The organism is Streptomyces sp. NPDC001222 (assembly GCF_042896945.1).
Taxonomy (GTDB): domain Bacteria; phylum Actinomycetota; class Actinomycetes; order Streptomycetales; family Streptomycetaceae; genus Streptomyces; species Streptomyces gibsoniae.
Genome location: NZ_JBIAXT010000023.1, coordinates 21,140 through 44,495, shown reverse-complemented (window position 1 = coordinate 44,495; position 23,356 = coordinate 21,140). Strand labels below are relative to the sequence as shown.

The 23,356-nt window shown below is 70.6% G+C and carries 23 protein-coding genes and 1 pseudogene; 21 read left to right on the top strand and 3 right to left on the bottom strand.

The features are described from left to right. Window positions 1–56 precede the first annotated feature (56 nt). The 4 genes and pseudogenes from ACFY2Z_RS27155 to ACFY2Z_RS27140 form a co-directional block, all read left to right on the top strand. A complete protein-coding gene (locus ACFY2Z_RS27155; RefSeq protein ID WP_390746712.1) occupies window positions 57–821 on the top strand; it encodes an LmeA family phospholipid-binding protein in 765 nt (254 codons plus the stop codon). Continuing rightward, window positions 818–1,483, top strand: a complete 666-nt coding sequence (locus ACFY2Z_RS27150) for a response regulator transcription factor (RefSeq protein WP_390746711.1) — start codon at window positions 818–820, stop codon at window positions 1,481–1,483. Before ACFY2Z_RS27155 ends, ACFY2Z_RS27150 begins: the two co-directional genes overlap by 4 nt. After that, a complete protein-coding gene (locus tag ACFY2Z_RS27145; protein ID WP_390746710.1) occupies window positions 1,464–2,876 on the top strand; it encodes an ATP-binding protein in 1,413 nt (470 codons plus the stop codon). The genes ACFY2Z_RS27150 and ACFY2Z_RS27145 overlap by 20 nt, the downstream gene beginning before the upstream one ends. A gap of 43 nt (window positions 2,877–2,919) precedes the next feature. After that, a pseudogene (locus ACFY2Z_RS27140) lies at window positions 2,920–3,159 on the top strand (ALF repeat-containing protein); the annotation flags it as partial. Here the strand turns inward: ACFY2Z_RS27140 and ACFY2Z_RS27135 are convergent. Beyond that, the gene (locus tag ACFY2Z_RS27135) at window positions 3,142–3,324 is read right to left on the bottom strand and encodes a hypothetical protein (protein WP_390746817.1); all 183 of its coding nucleotides are present in this window, start codon (window positions 3,322–3,324) and stop codon (window positions 3,142–3,144) included. The pseudogene ACFY2Z_RS27140 and the gene ACFY2Z_RS27135 sit on opposite strands and share 18 nt — an antisense overlap. 365 nt (window positions 3,325–3,689) lie before the next feature. Here ACFY2Z_RS27135 and ACFY2Z_RS27130 point away from each other — a divergent pair, with 365 nt between their 5' ends. The 14 genes from ACFY2Z_RS27130 to ACFY2Z_RS27065 all read left to right on the top strand — a co-directional run bounded on the left by ACFY2Z_RS27130 (window position 3,690) and on the right by ACFY2Z_RS27065 (window position 19,162). Beyond that, on the top strand, window positions 3,690–4,349 hold the full coding sequence (locus tag ACFY2Z_RS27130; RefSeq protein ID WP_390746816.1) for a Hint domain-containing protein: 660 nt from the start codon (window positions 3,690–3,692) through the stop codon (window positions 4,347–4,349). Window positions 4,350–5,587: 1,238 nt separating this feature from the next. Continuing rightward, entirely contained in the window at window positions 5,588–6,343 is a 756-nt protein-coding gene (locus ACFY2Z_RS27125) for a glycosyltransferase family 2 protein (protein WP_390746709.1), read from the top strand. Continuing rightward, the gene (locus ACFY2Z_RS27120; protein WP_390746708.1) at window positions 6,340–6,870 is read left to right on the top strand and encodes a hypothetical protein; all 531 of its coding nucleotides are present in this window, start codon (window positions 6,340–6,342) and stop codon (window positions 6,868–6,870) included. Before ACFY2Z_RS27125 ends, ACFY2Z_RS27120 begins: the two co-directional genes overlap by 4 nt. Next, on the top strand, window positions 6,867–7,595 hold the full coding sequence (locus ACFY2Z_RS27115) for a polysaccharide deacetylase family protein (protein WP_390746707.1): 729 nt from the start codon (window positions 6,867–6,869) through the stop codon (window positions 7,593–7,595). Before ACFY2Z_RS27120 ends, ACFY2Z_RS27115 begins: the two co-directional genes overlap by 4 nt. Continuing rightward, complete coding sequence (locus ACFY2Z_RS27110) at window positions 7,592–8,683, top strand: glycosyltransferase family 4 protein (RefSeq protein WP_390746706.1); 1,092 nt, start codon at window positions 7,592–7,594, stop codon at window positions 8,681–8,683. Before ACFY2Z_RS27115 ends, ACFY2Z_RS27110 begins: the two co-directional genes overlap by 4 nt. Continuing rightward, window positions 8,680–11,016: a hypothetical protein gene (locus ACFY2Z_RS27105; protein WP_390746705.1), complete on the top strand. Its 2,337-nt coding sequence runs from the start codon at window positions 8,680–8,682 to the stop codon at window positions 11,014–11,016. Before ACFY2Z_RS27110 ends, ACFY2Z_RS27105 begins: the two co-directional genes overlap by 4 nt. Next, on the top strand, window positions 11,013–12,161 hold the full coding sequence (locus ACFY2Z_RS27100; protein ID WP_390746704.1) for a glycosyltransferase family 4 protein: 1,149 nt from the start codon (window positions 11,013–11,015) through the stop codon (window positions 12,159–12,161). Before ACFY2Z_RS27105 ends, ACFY2Z_RS27100 begins: the two co-directional genes overlap by 4 nt. After that, window positions 12,158–12,628 (top strand): hypothetical protein, encoded by a 471-nt coding sequence (locus ACFY2Z_RS27095; protein WP_390746703.1) that lies wholly within the window; start codon window positions 12,158–12,160, stop codon window positions 12,626–12,628. Before ACFY2Z_RS27100 ends, ACFY2Z_RS27095 begins: the two co-directional genes overlap by 4 nt. Continuing rightward, entirely contained in the window at window positions 12,625–13,980 is a 1,356-nt protein-coding gene (locus tag ACFY2Z_RS27090) for a lipopolysaccharide biosynthesis protein (RefSeq protein ID WP_390746702.1), read from the top strand. The genes ACFY2Z_RS27095 and ACFY2Z_RS27090 overlap by 4 nt, the downstream gene beginning before the upstream one ends. Before the next feature lie 229 nt (window positions 13,981–14,209). Beyond that, window positions 14,210–15,445, top strand: coding sequence for a polysaccharide pyruvyl transferase family protein (locus ACFY2Z_RS27085; protein WP_390746811.1), 1,236 nt, complete (start codon window positions 14,210–14,212; stop codon window positions 15,443–15,445). Beyond that, window positions 15,442–15,612 (top strand): hypothetical protein, encoded by a 171-nt coding sequence (locus tag ACFY2Z_RS27080; protein ID WP_390746701.1) that lies wholly within the window; start codon window positions 15,442–15,444, stop codon window positions 15,610–15,612. Before ACFY2Z_RS27085 ends, ACFY2Z_RS27080 begins: the two co-directional genes overlap by 4 nt. Next, window positions 15,609–17,906, top strand: coding sequence for a glycosyltransferase family 4 protein (locus ACFY2Z_RS27075; RefSeq protein ID WP_390746700.1), 2,298 nt, complete (start codon window positions 15,609–15,611; stop codon window positions 17,904–17,906). The genes ACFY2Z_RS27080 and ACFY2Z_RS27075 overlap by 4 nt, the downstream gene beginning before the upstream one ends. Before the next feature lie 5 nt (window positions 17,907–17,911). Next, on the top strand, window positions 17,912–18,058 hold the full coding sequence (locus ACFY2Z_RS27070; RefSeq protein WP_390746699.1) for a hypothetical protein: 147 nt from the start codon (window positions 17,912–17,914) through the stop codon (window positions 18,056–18,058). A 504-nt stretch (window positions 18,059–18,562) separates the two neighbouring features. Then, a complete protein-coding gene (locus ACFY2Z_RS27065) occupies window positions 18,563–19,162 on the top strand; it encodes a serine hydrolase domain-containing protein (RefSeq protein WP_390746698.1) in 600 nt (199 codons plus the stop codon). Window positions 19,163–19,320: 158 nt separating this feature from the next. Here ACFY2Z_RS27065 and ACFY2Z_RS27060 read toward each other — a convergent pair whose 3' ends face one another. Beyond that, window positions 19,321–19,986 carry a TetR/AcrR family transcriptional regulator gene (locus ACFY2Z_RS27060; protein WP_390746697.1) on the bottom strand — a complete coding sequence of 222 codons (666 nt, stop codon included), beginning with the start codon at window positions 19,984–19,986 and terminating at the stop codon, window positions 19,321–19,323. A 126-nt stretch (window positions 19,987–20,112) separates the two neighbouring features. On the opposite strand from ACFY2Z_RS27060, the gene ACFY2Z_RS27055 reads away from it, so the two are divergent. Next, on the top strand, window positions 20,113–21,135 hold the full coding sequence (locus ACFY2Z_RS27055) for an NAD(P)-dependent alcohol dehydrogenase (RefSeq protein ID WP_390746696.1): 1,023 nt from the start codon (window positions 20,113–20,115) through the stop codon (window positions 21,133–21,135). Between the two features lie 51 nt (window positions 21,136–21,186). Next, window positions 21,187–21,312 (top strand): hypothetical protein, encoded by a 126-nt coding sequence (locus ACFY2Z_RS27050; RefSeq protein WP_390746695.1) that lies wholly within the window; start codon window positions 21,187–21,189, stop codon window positions 21,310–21,312. Between the two features lie 175 nt (window positions 21,313–21,487). Here the strand turns inward: ACFY2Z_RS27050 and ACFY2Z_RS27045 are convergent, their stop codons facing one another. After that, window positions 21,488–22,054, bottom strand: coding sequence for a TetR/AcrR family transcriptional regulator (locus ACFY2Z_RS27045; protein WP_390746694.1), 567 nt, complete (start codon window positions 22,052–22,054; stop codon window positions 21,488–21,490). Between the two features lie 299 nt (window positions 22,055–22,353). On the opposite strand from ACFY2Z_RS27045, the gene ACFY2Z_RS27040 reads away from it, so the two are divergent. Beyond that, complete coding sequence (locus tag ACFY2Z_RS27040; protein ID WP_390746693.1) at window positions 22,354–23,199, top strand: enoyl-CoA hydratase/isomerase family protein; 846 nt, start codon at window positions 22,354–22,356, stop codon at window positions 23,197–23,199. Window positions 23,200–23,356: the final 157 nt, after the last annotated feature.

Sequence of the window (23,356 nt, the reverse complement as noted above, 5' to 3'; positions counted from 1 at the left end):
ACCCGTCCCGGCAGCGCAGTGAGCCAGGACGACCCGCTTCAGATCGGACCCCCAAGATGAGACGCCGCGCCCCCTTGGTCATCACCGCCGCCCTCGCCGCGGTCGGCGTCACGGCCGCCGCCATCACCGACACCGCGGCCGCCTCCACCGCACAGCAGCGCGTCGTCCACGCCGTCCGCTGCAACCTCCACCCCACCGGGGCGGTCACCGCCCACCTCACCGACACCCTGGCAGGCCTGCACACCCTCTCCGGAAGCCTGGGCACCGTGCACGTCACCGCCGACGGCGTCCCACGCGCCGGCACCCGGCTGAACGTGGACGCCGTCCTGCACGGCGTCACCACCCACGGCTCCACCAGCGGCGGAACCGCGACCGCGACCGTCCCCTACAGTGCCCTGCGCCGGCATCTGGGCACCGCGGCCGCCGACCCGAGCATCGGCACGGACGGCACCGGCCTGACCCTGACCGTCCCCGTCGGGGGCCTCGGCCTCCTCATGACCGTGACCACCACCCTCACCACCACTGCCACGAGCATCACCCTCACCCCCACCACGGTCTCCTTCCTCGGTCAGACCCGTTCCGTCAGCGCACTCGCCAAGACACCCGGCAGCACAGGCCTGGCGGCGAGCCTCAAACCCAACACCATCACCTTGGGCAGGCTGCCCGCCGGAGCCCGGCTGACCGCCGCCCGCCCCGACCAGGGCGGACTCGCCCTCCAACTCGCCATCCCCGCCACCCACCACCTCGTCTCCCGGCGGGCGCAACGACAGCCGCGGACCGCTCACTCACAGATCGGGCCGGCACCATGCGCATCCTCGTGATCGAAGACGACGAAGCCCTCGGCGCCTCCCTCACCTGGGGACTGCGAGCCGAGGGCTACACCGTCCACCTCGCCACCGACGGCAACGAGGGGCTGTGGCAGGCAACCGAGCATGCCTTCGACCTGATCCTCCTCGACGTCATGCTCCCCGGCCTGGACGGATACCAGGTCTGCTCACGCCTGAGAGAAGCAGCGAACTGGACCCCGATCCTCATGCTCACCGCCATGGACGCCGATCTCGACCAGGCCGAAGGCCTGGACCTCGGCGCGGACGACTACCTGACGAAGCCCTTCGCCTACCCGGTCCTGCTCGCCCACATCCGCTCCCTGCTGCGCCGCACCGCGTCACCGCGCCCACCCCTGCTCAAGGCCCGCGACCTGACGCTGGACCCGGCCACCCGCACCGTCCAGCGCGCCGGACGCACCATCGCCCTCACCCCCGGAGAACTCGCCGTCCTGGAATACCTGCTGCGCGCCGACGGCCGCGCAGTCTCCAAGAGCGAACTGCTGGAGCACTGCTGGGACACCGCCCTGGAAACCGCCCCCGGCGTGGTCGAGGTCCGCATTCACCACCTGCGACGCAAGATCGACCAGCCCTTCACCCGCCGAATCATCGAGACGGTACGAGGATCGGGGTACCGCATTGACCCGCATCGGCCCTAGCCGCTCCCTGCGCCTGCGCCTGACGGCGCTGGCCACCGTGGCCATCACCGTGACCGTCGCCCTGGCCACGGCCGTACTGCTCTTCAGCGTCGTACAGGCCGCGCGCAGCAACGTCACGACCACGCTCAACGCCTACGCCGAGAGCATTTCCCGTACCGGCACAGGGGGCACCTGGCCCAAGCCGCTGCCGCCTGCCCCCGGCGGACTGGGAGCCTGGGCGCAAGTCGTCGACGGCTCCGGCCACGTGATCGCCTCGACCGCCGATGTCGCGGGCGACCCAGCGCTATACGCCCTGCCTGCCCACAGCACCACTCCCCGGCCCGCCCCCTCATCCCCCGCCCGCGACGCCGACGAACGCGTCATCGCCCAGCGCTACATCTCCGGCGCCACGCCCGTCGTCGTCTACGTCGGCGGCTCCACCCACCTGCTGTCCCTGCTGACCAGCGACCTCCAAGGCCACCTGCTGTACATGCTCCCGCTGGTCCTGATCGGCGCCGTCGCTGTCTCCTGGCTCCTGATCGGACGAACCCTGCGCCCCGTCGAACGCATCCGCGCCGAGGCCGCCGAGATCACCGGCAGCGACCTGCACCGCCGCATCCCCGAACCCGCCGGCGACGACGAGATCGGGCGCCTCGCCCGCACCCTCAACACCATGCTCGACCGCTTGGAGACCTCCGCCGCCCGGCAGCGACGCTTCGTCGCGGACGCCTCCCACGAACTACGCACCCCCCTCGCCGCGATGCGCACCTCCCTGGAAGTCGGTCTCGCCCACCCCGACCGGGCCCCCTGGCCCGAACTCGCCGACCGTGCAGTCACCGAGACCACCCGACTGCAACGTATGGTCGACCACCTCCTGCTTCTCGCCCGCTCCGACGACGACACCCTCCTCACGCACCGGGAAACCCTCGACCTCGCAGCCCTCGCCCGGACCGCGATCGACGCTGCCCCCGCACGAGTCCCCGTCACCCTTCGCCATGACCAGGACGTGCACGTCCTCGGCGACTCCGACCAGCTCACCCGTCTGATCCGCAACCTCCTCGACAACGCCGACCGCCACGCCCACCAACGAGTCCAGGTCACCGCCACCACTGAAGGCCCGGACACCGCCGTCCTGGAGGTGGCCGACGACGGCCCCGGCATCCCGCCCGAGGACCGGGAACGGATCTTCGACCGCTTCGTCCGCCTGCAGGCCGCCCGCACCCGCAACGCCGGCGAGGCCACGGGCACCGGACTGGGGCTGCCGATCGCCCGGGACATCGCCGGCGCCCACGGCGGCTCCCTCACCATCCGGCCGACCAACCAAGGCCACAACGAAAACCCGGAATCCGGAGCCACATTCACCCTCCGACTGCCGCGCCGCCCGCCCACAGCCGGCCCCAGCAAGGCCGGATGAGGCAACGCCCCTCATCAAGGCCGGCGCGTTCGAGTTCTGGACCATGGGCCAGTACCAGGCCGGGGCGCAGGACTTCCGGGTAGCCATCGCCCAGATCATCAACGCCGGCGGACCGGTGGTCCAGCAGACCGGCCGGACCGCACTGGACTCCGACGACCCGCAGAAGTACCGCGAGTTCCTCACCACGGGTCAGTACCAGGCGCGTACCCAGGACGAACGTGTCCGCGCGGCCCAGCTGATCGACAGCGGCGGACCCCAGATCAAATCATCGGGGCGGATCGCCTTGGAAGGCCCCGATGATCTGCTGGACCAGTTCATTCAGGTCGGGCAGTACAAGGCGCAGCGCCAGGACTTCCTCGGCGCCACCCGCACCGCGCAGATCCAGCAGCTGATCGCGGACGCGGCCGGTGTCGCGGCCACCGCCCAGGAGAACGCCGCCGAAGCCCACAAGGCCGCCGCCACCGCCGCCAAGGCCGCACAGCAGGCAGCCGACTGGGCAAGAAGGCCGACGCTTCCGCGAAGCAGGCCAAGGGCTACGCCGACCAGGCGGCCGCATCGGCCAAGGACGCTCAGGCTTCCGCCGACCAGGCAGCCGCCTCCGCCCGCACAGCCGCCAAGGCCGCCGCCTCCGCCAACCAGGCGGCAAGCGACGCAGCCGTCTCCGCCGTCGACGCCGCAGGCTCCGCCCAGTGGGCACAGGCATCCGCCACCGCCGCCTACAGCGCCGGAGACCAGGCCCGCGCTTCCGCCCTCGCGGCCGGCAAGGACTCCAAGGCGGCAGACCAGGCCTTCAAGGATGCCTTCCAGGCGGCCGTGGAGAAGAAGGAAGCCGAGCGCAAGGCCGCCGAGAAGGACACCGGGAGCCAGGCTGAGGCACGCTACCGCTGCGGCATCCTCGGCTGCGACGCCATCGAACACCCGGCGAACTGGTGCCAGCACAACGAGACCCTGTGCGACCTCCTCTCCATGGGCCCCGGCGCCGAAGCCGCAGGCAAACAGCTGTGGGACGTGGAGAAGGACCTCCTCGGTCTCGGACAACTCGACGCCTGCAAGGGCGGCAACGTCCTCGCCTGCACCCAACTCGGTGAAGACCTCCTCCTCAGCTCGAAGTTCAAGTTTCTCGAGCGAGGGATGGAAGCGCTGCAGGACCTGCGGTCCGCCCGCCACGTGAAGGGGTGCACCCAGTGCTTCCCCGCCGGCACCGAGGTCCTCATGGCCAACAGCCATACCAAGGACATCGAGACCGTTCAGCCTGGTGACACCGTCCTGGCCACTGACCCGCTCACCGGCCGCACCGTACCCCGCAAGGTCAGCCGTCTCATCATCACCGACGGCGACAAGCACTTCGACGAACTCACCATCACAACTGGGGAGCAGGCCGCCACCAGTCATTCGGTGACGGCCCGTAGGAGGGCTGGGCGCGGGATGGGCGGTTATACGGTGACGGCGTTCAGGGCGCGGCGGGCGCACTGAGTGGCGTGCTCGGCACGGCGCTGGAGTCGGACCGCGCGGACGAGGCGTTCTTGCTCAGCCTCGCGCATGCGGTCTCTCATCAGCGCCCGGGTCGTTTCGGTGTACAGCATTGGTGTCCCCCTCGGTGGCCGACCTTCCGGCATCCTGTGATGCCGGACCTCGGGGTGGCGGTGGAGCGGGTGTTCCACAGTTCGATCAGCAGGGCGATGAGGGCCCGCCCGGACAGGACGGTCCGGACGCGGCCCTCCTTGATGTCCTCCACCGCTGGCTGGGTGTGGAAGTGCCCGTGGTCGACGGCCGGCGCGGCGTGGGCGGCGGCGTAGTCCAGAACGGCGGGCGTGCACGGGCTGTTGCCGGCTCAGTAGCGTTCCACCACCAGATGGTCGACGTCCGCCGTGTCGTCGGCGGGCTGGCCACCACGGTCTGAGGTTGGACACAGGAGAGGGGTGCAACGAGGCGATGGGTGCTTGCGGTTGATGGATCGTCCGAGTCGGCGGCGCCAGTCAGCGCAACGGGTTCGCGTGCGTGCGTCGCCAGTCGTGGATGCCCGCAAGACCCTGGCGGTCTCCGCCTGCGAGCGGGCCGAGGTGTGTCGTTGCGCCCCTTCATGGCAGCGGGATCGTTGGCCAGAACTGTGTAAAATTCAAGCAAATCGCGAAGGCTGTCCGACACGTCCGGCCGGCAGGGCCGGACACTCGTGTGTCCGTCGACGCGGCTTGGACCGCGAGCCGGAAACGTCCCTAATGCACCCCGGAGTGTACTCCTGACCTGCAGAAACGCGGCATGTGCTCGCTCGCGCGACACGTTCGGTTCGGCTGTACGGATGGAGCCTCGAAGGTTGCCGGCATGGCCTGTGCGATGCGGCCAGCCGCCGGGCGTCGTCTTCACATCTTGGACACACTCTTCACTTCTTCCGTCACGTTGATATGGTCATCCTCCGTTTCGGTGATCAGCACGACGCCGGAGCGAGGAGGGGGAGACATCGTGTTACTGGCATTCCGTTCGCTCTCGACGCTGCTCAGCTGAGACGGCGTTCTCGTCAAGTGGGTCGATTCAGGCGACCCCCTCGATTTCTGTCTGACATTTCCGGGTGCTGGGGGCACCCATGTCTGCGCGGCACAGTCCTGCCTGCTCGGTGATGCCATTTTCCGGCTGCCCGGAAACGGCATTCCGCATGCAGCGGCGGGCTTATTCAGGGTGCCTGCAGACTCCGTTCTTCTAGGCCTTGGGGGGCTTTCATGAAGGCGTTGTCCATCGTCATTCCCGCGCTCAACGAAGCGGCCAATCTGCCGGCCGTGATGGAGACCGTCCCGGTCGCCGAACTCGCTGCCAGCGGTTGGAGGACCGAGGTCGTCGTGGTCGACAACGCCTCGACCGACGGCACCGGGGACGTGGCGCGTGAACTCGGCGCCCGGGTGGTGCACCAGCCGGCGCGGGGTTACGGAAACGCCTACCGCGCCGGGTTCACCGCCGCGGCCGGCGACGTGATCGCCACCGGCGACGCTGACCGAACGTATCCGTTCGACGCCCTGCCGAAGCTGCTGTCGACGCTCGAGGAGCAGAACATCGAGTTCATGACGACCAACCGGCTGGGCCGGGAGAACGCCGCGGCCATGAAGCGGTCGCACACCGTCGCCAACCACGTGCTCAGCGGGGTGAGCCGCATGCTGTTCCGCAACGGTCTGCGCGATTCACAGTCGGGTATGTGGGTCTTCCGGCGTCACGTCTGGCACGGCATCGATGTACGGTCCACCGGCATGGCCTTCTCGCAGGAGATAAAGAACGCCGCGACGCTTGCCGGTTACCGCACCCTGGAGATGCCGATCGAGTACCGCAAGCGGGGCGGCGAGGTGAAGCTCAACGCTCTCCCGGACGGCATGGCCAATCTGCGCCAGCTCCTCCATCACCGCTTCCGCAGACCCCTCGTCGCGTCGACGGGAGTTGCCGTGCCCGCACAGCCCTCCGGTGCCGAGGAGTTCGGGACCACCGCATGAGTCGACTGCTCGACGCGTCCGTCCGGCGGCCGGCGGCTTCCCCCTCGGGGCTCCGCCGCCGCCGGCGGTCGCGTGCCGCGGGAGGGCGGCGGGGGCGCGCCATCGCCGTCGTGGCGGTGCTGCTCGTGCTGGTGACGGTCGCGTGCACCGTGCCGTGGGTGCGGCACGAGTTGCGTTCTTCGTTCACCCGCCTGCCCAGCACCTACACGGAGCTGTACTTCGAAGGCACGCCGGCTGTCGCTCAGGGTGCCGCCGTGGTATCGGTCACGGTCATCGCGCACGGCGCCGCCCCGCACACGTACCGGCTGCGCGTCTGGCTGGCCACGGCGTCTGGCCGTACCGAGGTCTCCCGCACGGTCGGTCTCGCCGTGCGCGGCACCGAGGTCCCTCAGCGGACGACGGTCCGGCTGGCGTACCCCCGTGCCCGGCACGGTGCGGCGGCGGGCACGGTGGTGCACGTCGCTCTCCTGGGTCATCCCCAGACACTCCACTACGCCTTGAACTACAACCCAGGAGGGACCTCATGACGCAGCGTCGGACGGTGGTCACCACCAGCTGGGACGACGGGCACCGGCTCGACCCTCGGTTGGCGGACCTGCTGGCTCGGTACGACGTGCCAGGCACGTTCTACATCGCGCCCCGCAACGTCGAGTTCGCTCCCGCCGATCGGCTGCCGGCCGAGGGCATACGGGAGCTGGCCGCCCGTGACGGCGTCGAGATCGGCGGGCACACCCTCAGCCACCTGAGGCTGCCGCTGATCGGCGACGCGGCGGCGGGGGAGGAGATCGTCGCTGGAAAGGCCGAGTTGGAGGACATCCTCGGCGTGCCCGTCGTGAGCTTCTGCTATCCGCGTGGCGAGTACCGGCCGGTGCACGTACAGCAGGTCGCCGACGCAGACTTCCACCTCGCCCGCACCGTGCGGCGCAGCTCCCTTGCCACCGGGCCGCTGTTGGAGATGACCACGACGGTCAACGCCTACGCCCACCGGGTCGACATCCCGCTGGTCCTGCGGCTGGCCGGCGGAAGACCCGACCGCGCGGCCCGGCTGTACCTGCACTGGGACGAGCTGGCGATCCGCTGGTTCGATCTGTGCCTGGAGCAGGGCGGGGTCTACCATCTGTGGGGACACAGCTGGGAGGTCGACGCGCGCGGCGACTGGGCTCGGCTCGAGCGGGTGCTGGCGTACATCGGCGGCCGGTCGGACGTTCACTACGTCACCAACGGAGCGCTGGCCGGGGCAGGTGTCGCATGAGCACGGTCGTCCAGATCACGCCCTACTACCCGCCCCACCTGGGCGGCCTGGAACGCGTCGTGGAGAGTCTCGCCGCCGGCCTCGCCGAGCGGCACGACGTGCGCGTGGTCACCACCACCATCGGCTCCGACGGCGCCCCGCGCGTGACCCGCGACGGCGCGGTCAGCGTCGTACGCCACCGGTCGCTCGAGGTCGCCCACACCCCGATCGCGCCCGGCATCGCCCGGACGCTGCTGCGCAGCCCGCGCCGTGCGGTGCTGCACCTGCACTCCGCGCACGCGCTGCTGCCCGAGATGGTCGCGCTGCTGGCCCGGCTGCGCGGCCAGCGCTTCGTGCTCCACTTCCACCTGGACGTCGACGCCTCCGGGCGGTTGGGCTGGTTGCTGCCCGCCTACAAGCGACACGTCTTCGGCCGGGTGCTGCGCGCCGCCGCCGCGGTACTGGTGCTCACCCCGGCGCAGGCCGACTTCGTCATGACCACCTACGGGGTGCCCGCCGAGCGGGTGTTCGTCGTGCCCAACGGGGTCGGCGCCCAGTACTTCATGCCCGTGCGCGAGCCCGCCGAGGGCACGCTCGACCTGCTCTACGTCGGCCGGCTCAGCTCCCAGAAGCGCGTCGACCGGCTGCTGGAGGCCATGGCCCTGGTGACCCGGCCGGTCCGGCTGCGTATCGTCGGCGACGGCGAGGACCGGGCCGAACTCACCGCCCAGGCGGACCGGTTGGGCCTGAAGAACGTCCGCTTCGACGGACCGGCGCTCGGCGCGGACCTGGTGCGCGCCTACGCCGACGCGGAGGCGTTCGTGCTGCCCTCCGACAAGGAGGGCATGCCGCTCGTCGCCCTGGAGGCCATGGCCGCAGCTCTGCCGGTGGTCGCCACCCGAGTGCCCGGCAACACCGAACTCCTCGACGGCGTCGGCCTGCTGGCAGACCCCGAACCAGCGCGGCTTGCCGAGGCCATCGACGCGGTCGCCGCGGACGCCCGGCTCCGCGTCGACCTCGGACGGCGCAGCGCCGAGGCTGCCCGGCGCCACCGGTGGGACGCGGTCGTCCGGCAGGTCGAGGACATCTACACCGAGGTGCTGTCGTGAACGTAAACGTACGGGGCTGGGCCGCCACCACCGCCCTGGCAGCGGCGCTGTTGGAGTGCGTTCCGGGCACCCCGGCCGTGCTGCTGGTCCCGGCGGGACTGTGGCTGCTGCTGGGCGCGCCGGCGCTGCTGTTCACCGGGTTCACCGGGCGCGCGCTGTCCGCGCGGGACGGGCGGGCGCTCATCGGGCTGGGCCTGAGCGTCGTCGGAGCCCTCGCGCTCCTGCTGACGCTCAACACACTGCTGCCCGCGCTGGGCGTGGACCGGCCCCTGGAACGGGTGCCGCTGGCCCTGACGTCGGCGTTGTACGTCGTGGCGCTCGCGGGAGTATCGGCGTGGCGCGCGTCCGCCGGTTGGCGCTCGTTGCTGCCCCGGTCACCCCTGCCGGGGAGCCGCCCGCGGGCCGCCCGCCCGGCGGGGCTCGCCCCCGTCAGCGCCCTCGGCGCGCTGGTCCTGACGCTGTGCGTCGCGGGTCCCGTCCGTCTCAACAACGGCCTGGGCGGCGGCGTCGCCGTCACCGCTCTGATCACGGTGACCGCGCTGCTGGCGCTGCTCATCGTGCGGCGCGGCCGGTACGCGACCGGCGTGCTGGAGCTGGGCCTGTGGTGCGCGGCCGCCGGGATCCTGCTGCTGACCAGTCTGCGCGGCTGGTACATCACCGGGCACGACATCCAGCGCGAGTACGAGGTGTTCCGGCTGGCCGCCGATGCCGGGCGCTGGGACATCAACGCCTTCCGCGACCCGTACAACGCCTGCCTGAGCGTCACCCTGCTGCCGGCCGCGCTCACGAGGCTGACCGGCATCGAGGGAACGTACGTCTTCAAGGTGATGCTGCCGCTGCTGTTCGCGCTGACGCCGGTGCTGGTGTACCGGTCCGTGCGAAACACGGCGCCGCAGATCATCGCGCTGCTGTCCGCGGTGTACCTGATGATGTTCCCGACCTTCTTCACGGACATGACCTTCCTGGGCCGGCAGGAGGTCGCGTTCTTCCTCATGGGATGCGCGATGGTCGTCATCACCGACACCGGCCGGCCGCTCGCGCGGCGGCGCCTGCTGTTCACTGTGCTCGTCGCCGGGATCGTGCTGTCGCACTACTCCACCACCTATGTCCTCGTCGCCGTCCTGGCCCTGGCACTCACCGCCGACCTGGCCTGGCGGCTGCTCGCACGGCTGCGCCGCCGGCCGCGGGCCGGGCGCGGCTTCCTGACGTGGTGGATGGTGGCCGCCGCCGCGGCAGCGGCATTCGTGTGGTCGGGGCCGGTCACGCACACCACCGGGCAGCTGTACAGCACCGTGTCGCTGACCGCGCGGGAACTGACCGGGCAAAGCTCCGACACCGCGTCCTCGGACGTGTCCTACAGCCTGTTCAGCGGCGCCTCGGTCAGCGCCGAGCAGCGGCTCGTCGACTACCGGGCCGATGTCGTGCGGCAGACCGAGCGCGGCCGGGACCAGGGCGACTACCTGCCCCTGAAGACCGTCGACCGGTACGCCACCCCTGTCGTCTCCGAGCAGGCGAATCTCCCCCTGACCGCGGTCGGCCGCCCTCTGCGGGACGTCGGCGTCGACGTGCCCGCGGCCAACGGCCTGCTGCGCGCCTGTGCCGCCGCCCTGCTCCAGGTGCTGCTGCTGGTCGGCCTCGTCCTGGTCCTGTGGCCCCGCCGCTCCGGACGCTGGCGCGCCCGGCCCGGCTTCCGGCCGAGCCGTGACCAGGTCACGCTGTCCCTGGGCATGCTCGGCGTCATCGCGCTGCTGACGGTACTGCCCCAGCTGTCCGTCGACTACGGGGTGCTGCGCGCCTTCCAGCAGGGTCTGTTCTTCTACGCCCCCTTCGTGGCCGGGGCCTCGCTGTGGCTGTTCCGCTGGGCCGGCCGGTGGGCGGTGCCGGCGGCTTGCGCGCTCGCTCTCGGCCTGCTGCTGGACCTCACCGGCGTCGTACCCAAGGTGCTCGGCGGCTATCCGGCGCAGCTGCACCTGGCCAACTCCGGCCAGTACTACCACATCTACTATGTCCACCCCGAGGAGCGCACCGCGATCCGCTGGGTGCAGACACGGGCCACCGAGACACAGCGGGCCGACGTCCAGTCCGAGGTGCAGACCGACCGCTACACCTTCAGCCGGCTCCAGTCGCTCATCCGGGGCCGCGCGCAGAACGACATCTTCCCGCCGCTGGTGGGCTCGCACACGTATGTCTTCCTCGGCACCACCACGGTGACCAAGGACCAAGCCACCACGTTCTACCGTGGGGATCTGGTGACGTACCGCTACCCGGTCGCTCTGCTGGACGTCACCAAGAACAAGCTGTACAGCAACGGGGGAGCGGAGATCTACCGATGAAGCGGGTGCTGCTGGTCAGTCACTACTACCCGCCGCACATCGGCGGCATCGAGAACGTCGTCCGCCACGAGGCCCGCCACCTTTGCCGGGCCGGCGTCGAGGTGACGGTGCTGACCAGCGGCGCCAGGACCGTCACCGAGGACGACGACGGAGTGCGGGTGGTGCGCGTCGCCGCCTGGAACCTCCTGGAGAAGCGGGCCGGCGTGCCGTTCCCGCTGCTGTCGCCGCGGGTGTGGCCGACCGCGGTGCGCTGGGCCCGCTGGGCCGACGTCGTCCACATCCACGACTGCCTGTACGTGACATCGTGGGCGGCTGGTCTGGCGGCGGCGCTGACTCGCACCCCGCACGTGCTCACCCAGCACGTCGCCGTGGTCGAGCACCCCTCCCGCGCCGTGCGCGCGGTGCAGCGCGCCGTGTACCGACTGGCCGGGCGGAGCCTGCTGCGGCGGGCGCGGCGCGTGCTGGTCGTCAACGGCCGCGTCGCCGACTTCGTCACCGCCCACGGTGCCCGCCCCGCGACCGTCCGCCTCCTCGCCAACGGCGTCGACACCGAGGCGTTCCGCCCGCCCGCCTCGGAGCAGGAACGCATGGACGCCCGGCTGCGCTTCGGCCTGCCCCAGGACCGCGCCCTGGTGCTGTTCGTCGGACGGTTGGTGCCCAAGAAGGGCTACGACCTGCTGCTGGCCGCCGCCGACCCCGCCTATGACCTGGTCTTCGCCGGTGACGGCAGCGTCTCCACCAGCGACCGGCCCGGCGTGCACCACCTCGGCGCCCTGCCCCCGGAACAGCTTGCCGAGCTGTACCGCGCAGCGGACGTCTTCGCCCTGCCGTCGGCCGCCGAGGGCTTCCCACTCACCGTCCAGGAGGCGATGGCCTCCGGCCTGCCCGTCGTCACCACCGACGACCCCGGATACGCCCCCTACGGCCTGGACCGCACCCTGGTCCGGCTACTGCCCCGCGAGGTGCCCGCATTGCGCGCCACCCTGACGGAACTGACGGGGGACGAGGAGCTGCGCGCCGCCATGGGCCGCTACTCCCACGTCTGCGCCACCGAGGGCTTCGCCTGGCCGGAGCACACCGCACGGCTACGCGCCCACTACACGGGCACCGACGCCGACCCGGTCACCCAGGAGGCGGTGGCATGAGGCGGGTGTTCCGGGCGGCGCTGGAGACGGCGTTCGTCCACGGGCTACTGGGCTGGCTGTACGTCGCCGCCGTCGCCGCCGTACGCCCGGCCGAGCTGACTGTGCCTATCAGTTCCCTGCTGCCTGTGCGGCGCGACACGTTCGGCGCCGTCTGCTTCGCGCTGTCCGCGCTGGCGGCGACGCTGCTGCACGCAACCACCGGACGCTGGCGGCCGCGGACCGACCCCCGGCGCGGCGTCGTGCCGGCGCTGCTGCGCACCGGCACGGTCTACGGCCTGCTCATGTGGGCGTACCTGTGCATCAACTCCCTCACCCACCCAGAGACCCTCGCTCGCCCACTCACCCACTTCGCCGACGTGCCCCGGGAGGGGCAGACCGCGTCGTGGGCGTTCGCCGTGACGGCAGTGACCCTGCTGCTCGCCCGGGCGCAGGCCCGGCCCGACCGCCAGGCAGGAGAGCGCATATGAGCCTGACCGACCGCCCGGCCCCGCCCCAGCAGGCCCCACCCCGGCAGGTCACGGCGCGTCTCGCCCGCGCCCGGGCCATGGCGCGTGACCCGCTGATCGCCAACTCCCTCTTCCTCATCGCCACGACGGCGCTGGGCGCCGGCGCCGGTTTCGTCTTCTGGATCCTGGTGGCCCGCCTCTACCCGGCCGCAGACGTGGGCCGCGCCTCGTCGCTGCTGTCGAGCCTGTCCCTGCTGTCGTACTTCAGCCTGTTCGGGCTCAGCTCGACCCTGGTGCGGCACCTGCCGACCAGCGACCGGCCCGCGGAGGAGGTCAGCACCGCGCTCAGCACCGTCGTCGTCTGCTCCTGCGCCATCTCCAGCGGTTTTGTGCTGCTGGTGCCCTGGTTCGCGCCCGAACTCGGCTTCCTGCACGCCTCGTTCTGGCAGGCGGCAGGTTTCGTCGTGTTCGCCGCCGGTGCAGCCGTCAATGTGCTCACCGACTCCGTCTTCGTCGCCTTTCGCGCGGCCCGCGTCAACCTGGCCGTCAACGGTGTGCTGATGAGCCTGGTCAAGCTCGCGCTGCCGGTGGTGTTCGTCTCCGCGGGGCCCTTCGGGATCTTCACCGCCAGCGCCGCCGCCTCCACGGTCGCCGCCGCGGCCAGCGTCCTGGCCATCCGCCGCGGCCTGCGTCTCAAGGTCCGGGCGGCCTTTTCCTGGCGTACCTTCCGCGGCACGCTGGGCTACTCGCTCAGCAGCTATCTGTCCGCCAGCCTCAACCTGATCCCGCAGATCGTGCTGCCGATCGTCATCCTGCAGGTCCTTGGGCCGGTCCCCGCCGCCACGTACTTCGTCGCCTTCCAGATCGCCAACCTGGTCAACTCCGCCTCCTACGCCATCGGCGAGGCACTGTTCGCCGAGGGTTCCCAGGACGGCGCCGCCCGCCGTTCCATCGCCGTCCGCTCGGGCAAGGCGATCGTTCTGGTCACCGTCCCGGCCGTGGCGCTGGTGATCGTCCTGGCCCGGCCCGTCCTGTCCGTCTTCGGGCCCGAGTACGCGGCCCACGGCACCACCACGCTGACCGTCTTCACTCTTGGCTCCCTCGCCGTGGCCTTCAACACCTGGGTCAGCTTCTTGCTGAAGGTGACCCGGCAGCTCGTGGCGATGGTCGTCTCCAACGTGGTCCTGGTCGCCGTCGTCCTCGGGGTCGCGCTGACCCGGCTGCACGACGGCCTGGAGTGGGCCGGAATCGCCTGGAGCACCGGCAACCTCGCCTCTGGAGCGGCGGCAGGCGTCGCGCTGCTGGCCGGGGGTGTGCGCGCGGCGCGCGGCGGACGGAACCGGCGCACCGGGAAGGTGCAGGAGAGCGCATGAAGACAGCCGGCGGCCGTATCCACCGCAGCTCCCTCTTCCTGCTCGTCTCCACGGTGGTAACCGCCTTCCCAAACCCTTGCTGCAATACCCTCGCGCACCACCACGCGGATCCCTCCGCAGGTCCCCACACGAATCCGTACGAGGTCGGTCCCGCCCATCTCAACCCGCCCTGCAACTCAACCCCGTCCCACGCCTAGCCCAGTTACGAGAGGCCCGCTCCTTGAACATCGTGGTGATCAACGCCTACGTCCGCGAGAACGCCGGCGACGCCGCCTTGCTCTCGGTGTGTCTGAGCCAGATCCGCGAAGCATTCCCCGACGCAGATCTGATCATCGCGGGCATGGAGGACGCGGCCGTGCACGCCGAGTTCGAAGGCGTACGCAACATCGGATCGATCCGGCGCTACGCCGCCGACGGCACGGTATCGTTCCCCCGTCGCCTGCTGCGCAAGGCGCTGCTGGGCCTCGCGGGCACCGCCGCCGTCACCCTGCCGCGGACGCTCGCCCGGTCGGTGGTCCAGGTGTTGCCGGCCGAGGTCCGGCGGGAGGCTGAGGCCGTGTCGCGTGCAGACCTGGTGGTGTCCATGGGCGGCGGATACGTCCTGGCTCGGCCCGGGCTCGACGGCTACCAGAACATCTTCTTCGTGCTGCTGCCGGCGCTGCTGGCACAGAAGGCGGGCGTGCCGGTGGTCTGGGCTCCGCAGTCCTTCGGCCCGTTCCCGGCCGCCGCGCAACGCAGGCTGGTCGGCAGGGTGATGTCCCGCTCCGCCGCGGTTCTCGCACGCGAGGATGTCAGCGTCGGCGAGCTCCTGACGTGCGGAATACCGGTAGATCGCATCGAGCGAGCCGTGGACGCGGGATTCGCCTTCGCAGCCGAGCCTATGACTGACTGGCGCGACCGGCTCAGTGTGGGTCCGGGCGAGAGCCTCGTCGGTGTCACCGCCCGCCGCTGGCTGGCCCCGGCAGCCCAAGACCGATATGAGAGGGAACTGGCCCGCACGATCGACGCCGTGCAGGCCACCGGCGCCCGCGTGGTACTCATCCCCCAGGTCAGCACCGACTACCTGGGCGACGACGACCGGGTTTGCGAACGCCGTATCGCCGCGCACTGTACGAGCAAGCCACTGATGATCGACGAGGTCGTCGACTACCGCGACCTGAAGGGCCTGTACGACGAGTGCTCGTTGCTCATCGGCACCCGTTTCCACTCGGTGATCTTCTCTCTCACCAGTGGCGTTCCCTGCGTGGCCATCGAATATGAGCACAAGACCCGGGGCATCATGGCCGACCTGGAACTCGACGAGTGGGTTCTGCCCATCGCCGAGGTGACCCACGACCGGCTATGGGCGCTGGTCGAGCCGCTGTTGAAGGACCAGGCCCCGTACCGTGCGGTCCTCGACCGAAACCTGCCCGGCTACGTTGCGCGCGCCCGCTCACTGCCTCGGCGGCTCCAGGAGGCGGCGTGAACAGCCTCCCTGCACGCGCCGGCATGGTTGCCGCCGCCGCGGAACTCCTCGACCGGCTCCTGCTGTCCGGCGACGACTACCGCAAACGGCTGCGGTCCGTCCTGCCCGCCTACACCGAGCAGGCCGGCGACTTCGTCGGCGTCCTGCGCACGGCGGTGCACCGATGACCGGGCCCGCCGCGCCGACAGTGCTGCTGGCGACGCCGTACCTGCCACCGTCCGTGGGTGGCGTGGAGCAGTACGTCTGGAACCTCGCCCGCGAACTGGGCGCGCACCACGGATACCGGGTCGTCATCGCGACGACGGCCACAGGTGGGCCGACGGGCGGCCTGCCAGGCCGGTACGAGGACGGACCCGGCGGCTGCGTCGTGTACCGGCTGGCGGCACCTGTGCTGCTGTCGCGCACGCCCTTCGGCGCGGGCTGGCGACGGCAGCTGCGGCAGATCATCGAACGGGAGGACGTGGACCTCGTCAACGGGCACGCACCGGTGCCGCTGTTCGCGGACGCCGCGGCCCGCGCCGCCGGCGACACCGGCCGTCCGTTCGTCCTCACATACCACACCGGGCGCATGCGCAAGGGCAGACCCACGACCGACGCCGCGCTGGCTGCGTACGAACGGACTGTGCTGGCCGGCACCGTGCGGCGGGCCTGTGAGGTCATCTGCTCCTCCGACTACGTGGTGGCCGACCTCGCCCGCCTCTTCGCGGGCCGCGCGACGACGATCCCGCCCGGCGTGGACCTGGACCTCTTCACGCCGGACCCGGTACCGGCCGAGCCCCGGGTGCTGTTCGTCGGCTCCCTCGAAAAGCACACTGCCTACAAGGGTCTCTCCCAGCTGATCGCCACGGTGGCCGAGTTGAAGGAGCAGGGCGGTCCCGTACGGCTGGAGGTCGTCGGAGACGGCACGGCGGCCAGCGCCTACCAGCGCGAGGCGTACGGGCTCGGACTCGGCGGCTCGGTCACCTTCAGCGGGCGGTTGCACGGCCCGGACCTGGCCGCCGCCTACCGGCGCGCACGAGTCCTGGCCCTGCCCACGTCATACGACAGCTTCCCCAGCGTCCTGGTAGAGGCGATGGCTACCCGGCGGCCCGTCGTCACCACCCGCGTCGGCGGCATCCCTAGCCTTGTCCGGCACGAGGACAACGGCCTGCTCCTGACGCCGGGCGACCGCGCCGGACTGCGCACCGCGCTGGCCCGGGTGCTCACCGACGACGCACTCGCCGACCGGCTTGCCGCGGCAGGACTGGCACACGTCCGTCGTGAGCTGGGCTGGGAGCGGCAGGCCGTCCGCACCGCCGACGTGTTCGCCCGGGTCCTCGAGGGCCGCAGGCCCCGCACGGTCGCGGTCGTCGCCCCGTACTACCCGCCCAAGGTCGGCGGCGTGGAGAACTACGCCGCGCAGATCGCCTCAGCGATCGCACGAGACCCCGCGCTGCGGTCCGTGGTGATCACCACCAATCCGGCGGACCGGCGCACCGGCGTAACCGTGGAGGACGGCGTGCCTGTCGTCCGGCTCGGCACCTGGGCGCGCCTGTCCAACTCCCCGCTCAGCCCGCTGTGGCCGTTCCAGTTGCGCGTCTGGCTGCGGCGGATGCAGGTCGACGTGATCAATACCCACGCGCCCGTGCCCGGCCTCGCCGACCTGGCCGTCGCGCTGCGCGGTCGGCGGCCCACCGTGGTCACCTATCACTCCGGTTCGATGCTGAAGGGCGAGCCCGCAGCCGACCGGATCATCCGCTGCTACGAACGTCACGTGCTGCCCTGGGTGTTCGCTCGGGCCCAGGCCCTGATCGCCGTGTCCCCGGTCTCCCTGGCTGCCCGCCACCCCGGCGCCGTTCAGATCACTCCCGGCGTGGACACCGACCGCTTCACGCCCGGACCGTTGCCGCCGTCCCGGCGCCCCCGCACAGTCGTGTACCTCGGTCGCATGGACCGCACCTCGTCGTGGAAGGGCGTCGACGTCCTCCTTGACGCGGCCGCCAAACTCCCCGACGACGTCACCGTCGCCCTCGTCGGCAGCGGCGACGCCGTCCCCGACCACCGCGCCCACGCCGAACGGCTCGGCATCACCGACCGCGTGCACACCCCCGGCCTGCTGACCGGCGATGACCTGGTGACGGCCCTGCAACAGGCCGCCGTCGTCGTCCTCCCCTCCCGCAGCGAAGCCGAGTCCTTCGGCATGGTCCTGATCGAGGCCATGGCGTGCGGCACTCCGGTCGTGGGCTCGGAGGTCGGCGGCATCCCCCACGTCATCGACCCCGGCGCAAACGGCCTCCTCGTCCCGCCCGGCGACCCGGCCGCCCTCGCCGAGGCCCTGCAGTCAGTTCTCGGCGACGGCCACCTCGCCGACCACCTCGCCGCGACGGGCCGTCACACCGCCGTGGAACGGTACGCGTGGCCCACGCTCACGGACCGCTACGTGCGGCTGTTCAAGGAACTGGGCATGGCGGAGCGGCTCTGACGGGAGTGGGGTGGATCGACTGGATCGACAACAGGGAGTCCACCTTGGGCCTCGACGAGCACGCGATCACCGAACTGCACCGCTGCACCGAGCAGTGGGCGGACGACATCGCGGAACGTCTCATCCAGGCGGAGGCGACGCAGGACGTCTGACGCGGCTCGTCACCGCCGCTCCGGGAGGTCGTACCAGGGCCGCCGGGCGCTGAATTTCACGGACTACCGCCGCTCCGGTCACGGATTGGTCTTCGTGCATGGTGATCATTTGGCTGGGCTGAAGGTGCGGCCACTGCGAGACGGCGATCGGTGCGAGGCGCACCGATCGCTCACGGGCCCACGACAAGCCGTGATGCATGGGCAAGGCAGGAGAACCCTGACTGGCCCTCAGGGATCTCTTCGGGAGATCTCCGGGTGCTGCCCTGAGGTCCGGTACCAGCGGGGTGGGTCAAGATCCGGGTACGACCTGTCGCACGCTCCGGAGGACCGAAGAAGAAGCCGCTAATCCTGACCTGCGTCACGCTGCTACTGGCCGCCACGCCCGGCACCGCGCTGGCCGCGAGCGCGGAAGGTGCCTATGGCACCCAGCACTTTAGCCGCGCCGCGCTGAGCTCCGCCTTCTCGATTCGCCCGGGCGAACCCGCCGTGGGCGGCGTCGGCCGGGTGTCGCCCGATGGCTGGAGCTGGCGCGGAGCCGACCCCGACGAGGTCACCGGGCAGCGGGTGTCGCCGGACGCGGAGTTCCACGTCGGCAGCATCAGCAAGACCTTCCTGGCCACCGTCATGCTCCAGCTCGCCGCCGAGCGCCGGGTCGACCTGGATGGCACGGTCCAGCAGTACCTGCCTGGGGTGCTGCCGGACACCTTCCAGCCGATCACGATCCGTGAGCTGCTCAACCACACCAGCGGCCTGCCGGACGTGGACGCCGGCGCACCGCCCATGACGGTGGATCAGCAGATCGCGGGCCGTCTCCAGTACCGGACCTTCGACCAGATCATCCAGCAGACCCTGCGGCCCGCCGATCGCCCCTGGCCGGGGCCGGTATTCGCGCCCGGCACGGCGCAGCGGTACAGCTCCTTCGCGTACCGGGTGGCCGGGCGGATCATCGAGGAGGTGACCGGGCACTTGCGGCGGTATCGAGCGTTTCCGCAACCGCCGGGGCGACGGCCCCTGTATCCGCAGGATGCGGAGTGTTCGTGCCGTGGCTGTTCCTTCGACGACGTGCGGCACGCTCGCGACGTGCTCGGGGAGGTCTTGCGGTAGTTGCCTCCCTGGGCCCGTGCCGACTTGGAACGCCGAGTGCGCGCCTTGGAGGGGCCTGGCACACCAACAGTCGGCCGTTTGAGCGCTGCAGTCGGCCATCACATGATCGCCTTCAGACTCCGGTCGGGCCGGTCACCGGGGGCCACGCCGTCGCCTCGTCAGTCCGCCGCTTGCTGGAGGCCGTCGAGGATGAGGTCCAGTCCGAATGCGAACTCGTCGCTGTAGGCGTACCCGGGACGCATGACGTGGGCGGTCGCGATCTCGGCCAGGTACGGGTACTCGCCGTCGCCGAAACCGCTCATGATGGACTCCGCCAGTTCGGCGGTCTCCTCCGGGGTGTCGAAGGGCAAGGCCTTCTCCTGCAGGGCGAACCCGTAGATGTAGCTGTCGAGAACCGAGACGGCGTGGGCGGTCAGGGCGAGGGAGAATCCGCCCTGACGCAGGCAGCCGAGAACGGCGTCGTGGTGCCGCAGGGTGGCCGGACCCGGAGTGGACCGCGACTCCATCAGGCCGATCGCCCAACGGTGGCGGGACAGCGCGAGGCGCATGGAGACGGCCCGCTGCCGCATCGCCTGTCGCCAGTCGTCACCCGGCGTGGGCAGTTCGACCTCGCCGAAGACCAGGTCGACCATGCCGTCGAGCAGGTCCTCCTTGTTGGTCACGTGGTTGTACAGGGACATCGCCTCGACTCCGAGGGCCTCGCCGAGCCTGCGCATGCTGAGCGTCTCCAGGCCGCCGGTGTCGGCGAGTTCGACGGCTGCATGCAGCACCCGCTGCCGGGTGAGCGTCTCGCGGGTCGGCTGCGGGGTCGTACGTCGGGTCACGGTGGACGGTCACTTTCTCTCGGGGTCTCCCAGCGTTGACGAGCTTACGCCGTAAGTGCTCTACTTACGGCGTAAGTGTACTTACGCTGTAAGTAAGTGGAACCGGGAGCAGTGACGATGCGGAACATGAGCCGGCCGATCTCAACCACCGGTGGGACCAGAACGATGGTGGCCGTCCTACAGGAGCACTACGGCGCCGAGCCGGAAGCCGTACTGCGCACGGCGCGGCTCGCCCGGCCCACCGTCGGGCCGGGTGAGGTGCTGGTGCGGGTGCGCGCCTCCAGCGTGGACCGGGGCACCTGGCACATGATGGCCGGTCTGCCGTACGCGGTCCGGGCCGTCAGTGGGCTCCGCGGGCCGAAGCTCCCCAACCCCGGCCGCAGCATCGCCGGTGTCGTCGAGGCCGTCGGCTCCGACGTGACCGGCTACGCGCCCGGCGACGAGATCTACGGCACGGCAGTCGCCGCGTTCGCCGAATACGCGGCCACCCGTCCCGACAGGATCGCTGCCAAACCGGCCGGACTCACCTTCGAGGAGGCGGCGACGGTACCCGTCAGCGCGCTCACCGCACTCCAGGCGGTCCGCGACAGGAGCAAGGTCCAGGAGGGTCAGCAGGTCCTGATCACGGGAGCCGCCGGCGGCGTGGGCACCTTCGCCGTCCAACTCGCCCACGCCTTCGGTGCCCGGGTCACGGCCGTCGCAAGCACTCCCAAGCTCGACGCCGTACGCGCGCTGGGCGCCGACCGCGTGATCGACTACACCAGCGAGGACTTCCTCGCCGGTCCGCAACGCTACGACGCCATCATCGACATCGCGGGCAACCGCGGTCTGCGAGACCTGCGCCGCGCCCTCACGCCCCGCGGCAGGCTGGTCATCACCGGTGGCGAGACAAACGGCCCCTGGCTCGGAGGCACCGACCGGCAGCTCCGCGCACAGATGCTGTCTCCGTTCGTCGGCCAGCACCTGGGCACCTTCATTGCCTCCGAGCACGCCGACGGGCTGCGCGACCTGACCGCTCTCATCGACGCGGGCGCGCTCCGCCCTGTGGTGGCCCGGGTCCACCCGCTCGCCGAGACCGCCGCAGCCATCCGACACCTTCTCGACGGCCGCGTCACGGGCAAGCTGGCACTCGCCGTCCCCGCCGAGTGATGCCGTAGGCCGACGCCGCCAACACGCCGACCACCGGCGGTCCTTGCTCGCTTGCGCACCTACGGCGCCGAACTCGTCGGCGCGCTGGAGCAGTACGAAGACATGCATCGGCTCTGTTACGTCCGCGGCCCCGAGGGCATCATCGTCGGACTCGCCGTCGCTGAAAGGGATGTGTGAAACCAAGCGTCAGTCGGAGGCCCGACCCGGTTCGCGCCGTCAGGGCTGGGCGGGCCGGGCACCGCGAGATGCGGTCGACGTACGTGCGGGGCCGGGCTCGTAGGCGGCCGAATTTCGGTCACCAACCGACGACGACCACGGGGACGACGGGTCCGGCTGCTGCAACCCTGTCCCGTCAGAGCTCCTTGAGTTGCTGCGCGACGGTTTCCAGGAGTTCGTCGGAGAGGGAGGCGTCGGCGACGGCCCTGGAGATGAGCGTCGCGCCGACCAGGGCGCTGAGGGTCAGCATGGCCTCGGCGCGTGATTCCTCGGAGTCGTTGCCGCCGAACCGGTCGAGGTAGGCACGGACCCGCTTTTCGTAGGCCTCTTTGAGGGGCTGATCGCCGCGTCCGGCGGCAGCACCGAGTGTGACCAGAGCGCAGCCGGTGGCGGGGGAGTCGCGGTGCTCCTTCGAGAGGTAGGCGTCGATGACTCTCGTGTGCCTGTCCTGCTCGTCCTGCTTGTCCCTGTCGCCGCGCCCCTGCGTCGTCTCCGGCTCCTCGGCCAGGGCTGCGGCTGCGGCCTGCGCGATGAGCTCGTCGCGGGAGGCGAAGTGCTTGTAGAAGCCGCCGTGCGTCAGCCCCGCCTCCCTCATGATCTCGGCGACGCCGGGGTTTGCCATGCCGTCCTGGCGGACTTTGCGGGACGCGATGCCCAGTACGCGCTCACGGGTCGCTGCCTTCTCGGCCTGCGAATGTCCCATTCCGGCTCCCTTCAAGGAGCGGGGCAGGCCGCCCCGCGTATCAAGATGATTTCCATCATACAGATGGGTGCGGCGTTCCTGCGGGCTGTCCGGGCGGATGGTCCGGGAGGGCTCTCTGCGTGCGGCGCCCTCCGTTCTGGATGATCCGGAACTTCCAGAATCAGGATGATGTGTGTAATCTGACGATCAAGTGAACCGGCCGACCTCCCCGGCGGCGTCCATGACGCTGCCCACGGTGCGTAGGACCTGTGGGCCCGTCCGTGGAGAGCCGACCTCGCTCGATGAACAGGAGAGCAGCGATGAACGAGAGCCAGAACGATTCGGCGGCGCCTGTGCGCATAGTCGAGGAGTCGCCCGCCTACTGGAGGGTCCTGTTCGACAACCCGCCCCTCAACGTGGTGGACGGCGCTCTGCTCCAGGGTCTGCACGACCTGCTCGCCCGGATGGACGCGAGCCCGGAACTTCGTGTCGTCGTGTTCGACAGCGCGAACCTTGACTTCTACCTCGCTCACTTCGACATGTCCGGCAACTCCGGAAGCATCACTCAGAAGGTCGGACCCACCGGCCTGGCCCTGCCCATGGACACGTTCGTCCGGCTCTCCCGGCACCCGGTGGTGAGCATCGCGAAGATCCGGGGCCGTGCCCGCGGTGTGGGCAGCGAGTTCGCGCTGGCCTGTGACATGCGCTTCGCGTCCCGCGAGAACGCCGTCCTCGGCCAGCCCGAGGTCGGTGCGGGAGTCATCCCCGGGGGCGGTGGCACCGAGCGTCTGCCCCTGCTGACCGGTCGCGGGCGCGCCCTGGAGGTCATCCTTGGTGCGGACGACTTCGACGCCGACACCGCCGAACGCTACGGCTGGGTCAACCGGTCGCTTCCGGACAGCGAACTCGACGACTTCGTCGATGCGTTGGCACGGCGTCTCGCCTCATTCGACCGGGGTCCGATCGAGGCGGCCAAGAACCTCGTCAACCAGGTCTCCCTGCCGCCCGTAGAGCAACTCCTCGACGGTCAGGCCACCTTCGCGACCACCCTCAAGTGGCCCGAGACCCGACAGCGGGTCGCTGCCCTGTTCGAGCGCGGGATGCAGCAGGAAGGCGACCTGGAGAACCGATTCGGCGCGCACTTGGCCCATCTGCTCGACGACTGAGCCTCACGGCCGACAGGGCGGCCCACCCGGCACTCGGGAACGACACCGCCTCTTCCAACGCTGTACCGCGTCTTCCAAAGCTGTCCTCGAGCCTCATCACGACGTGAGGCCATGAGGCCCCCGTGAACATGTACAACTCGAAGGAACCTTCTCCCCT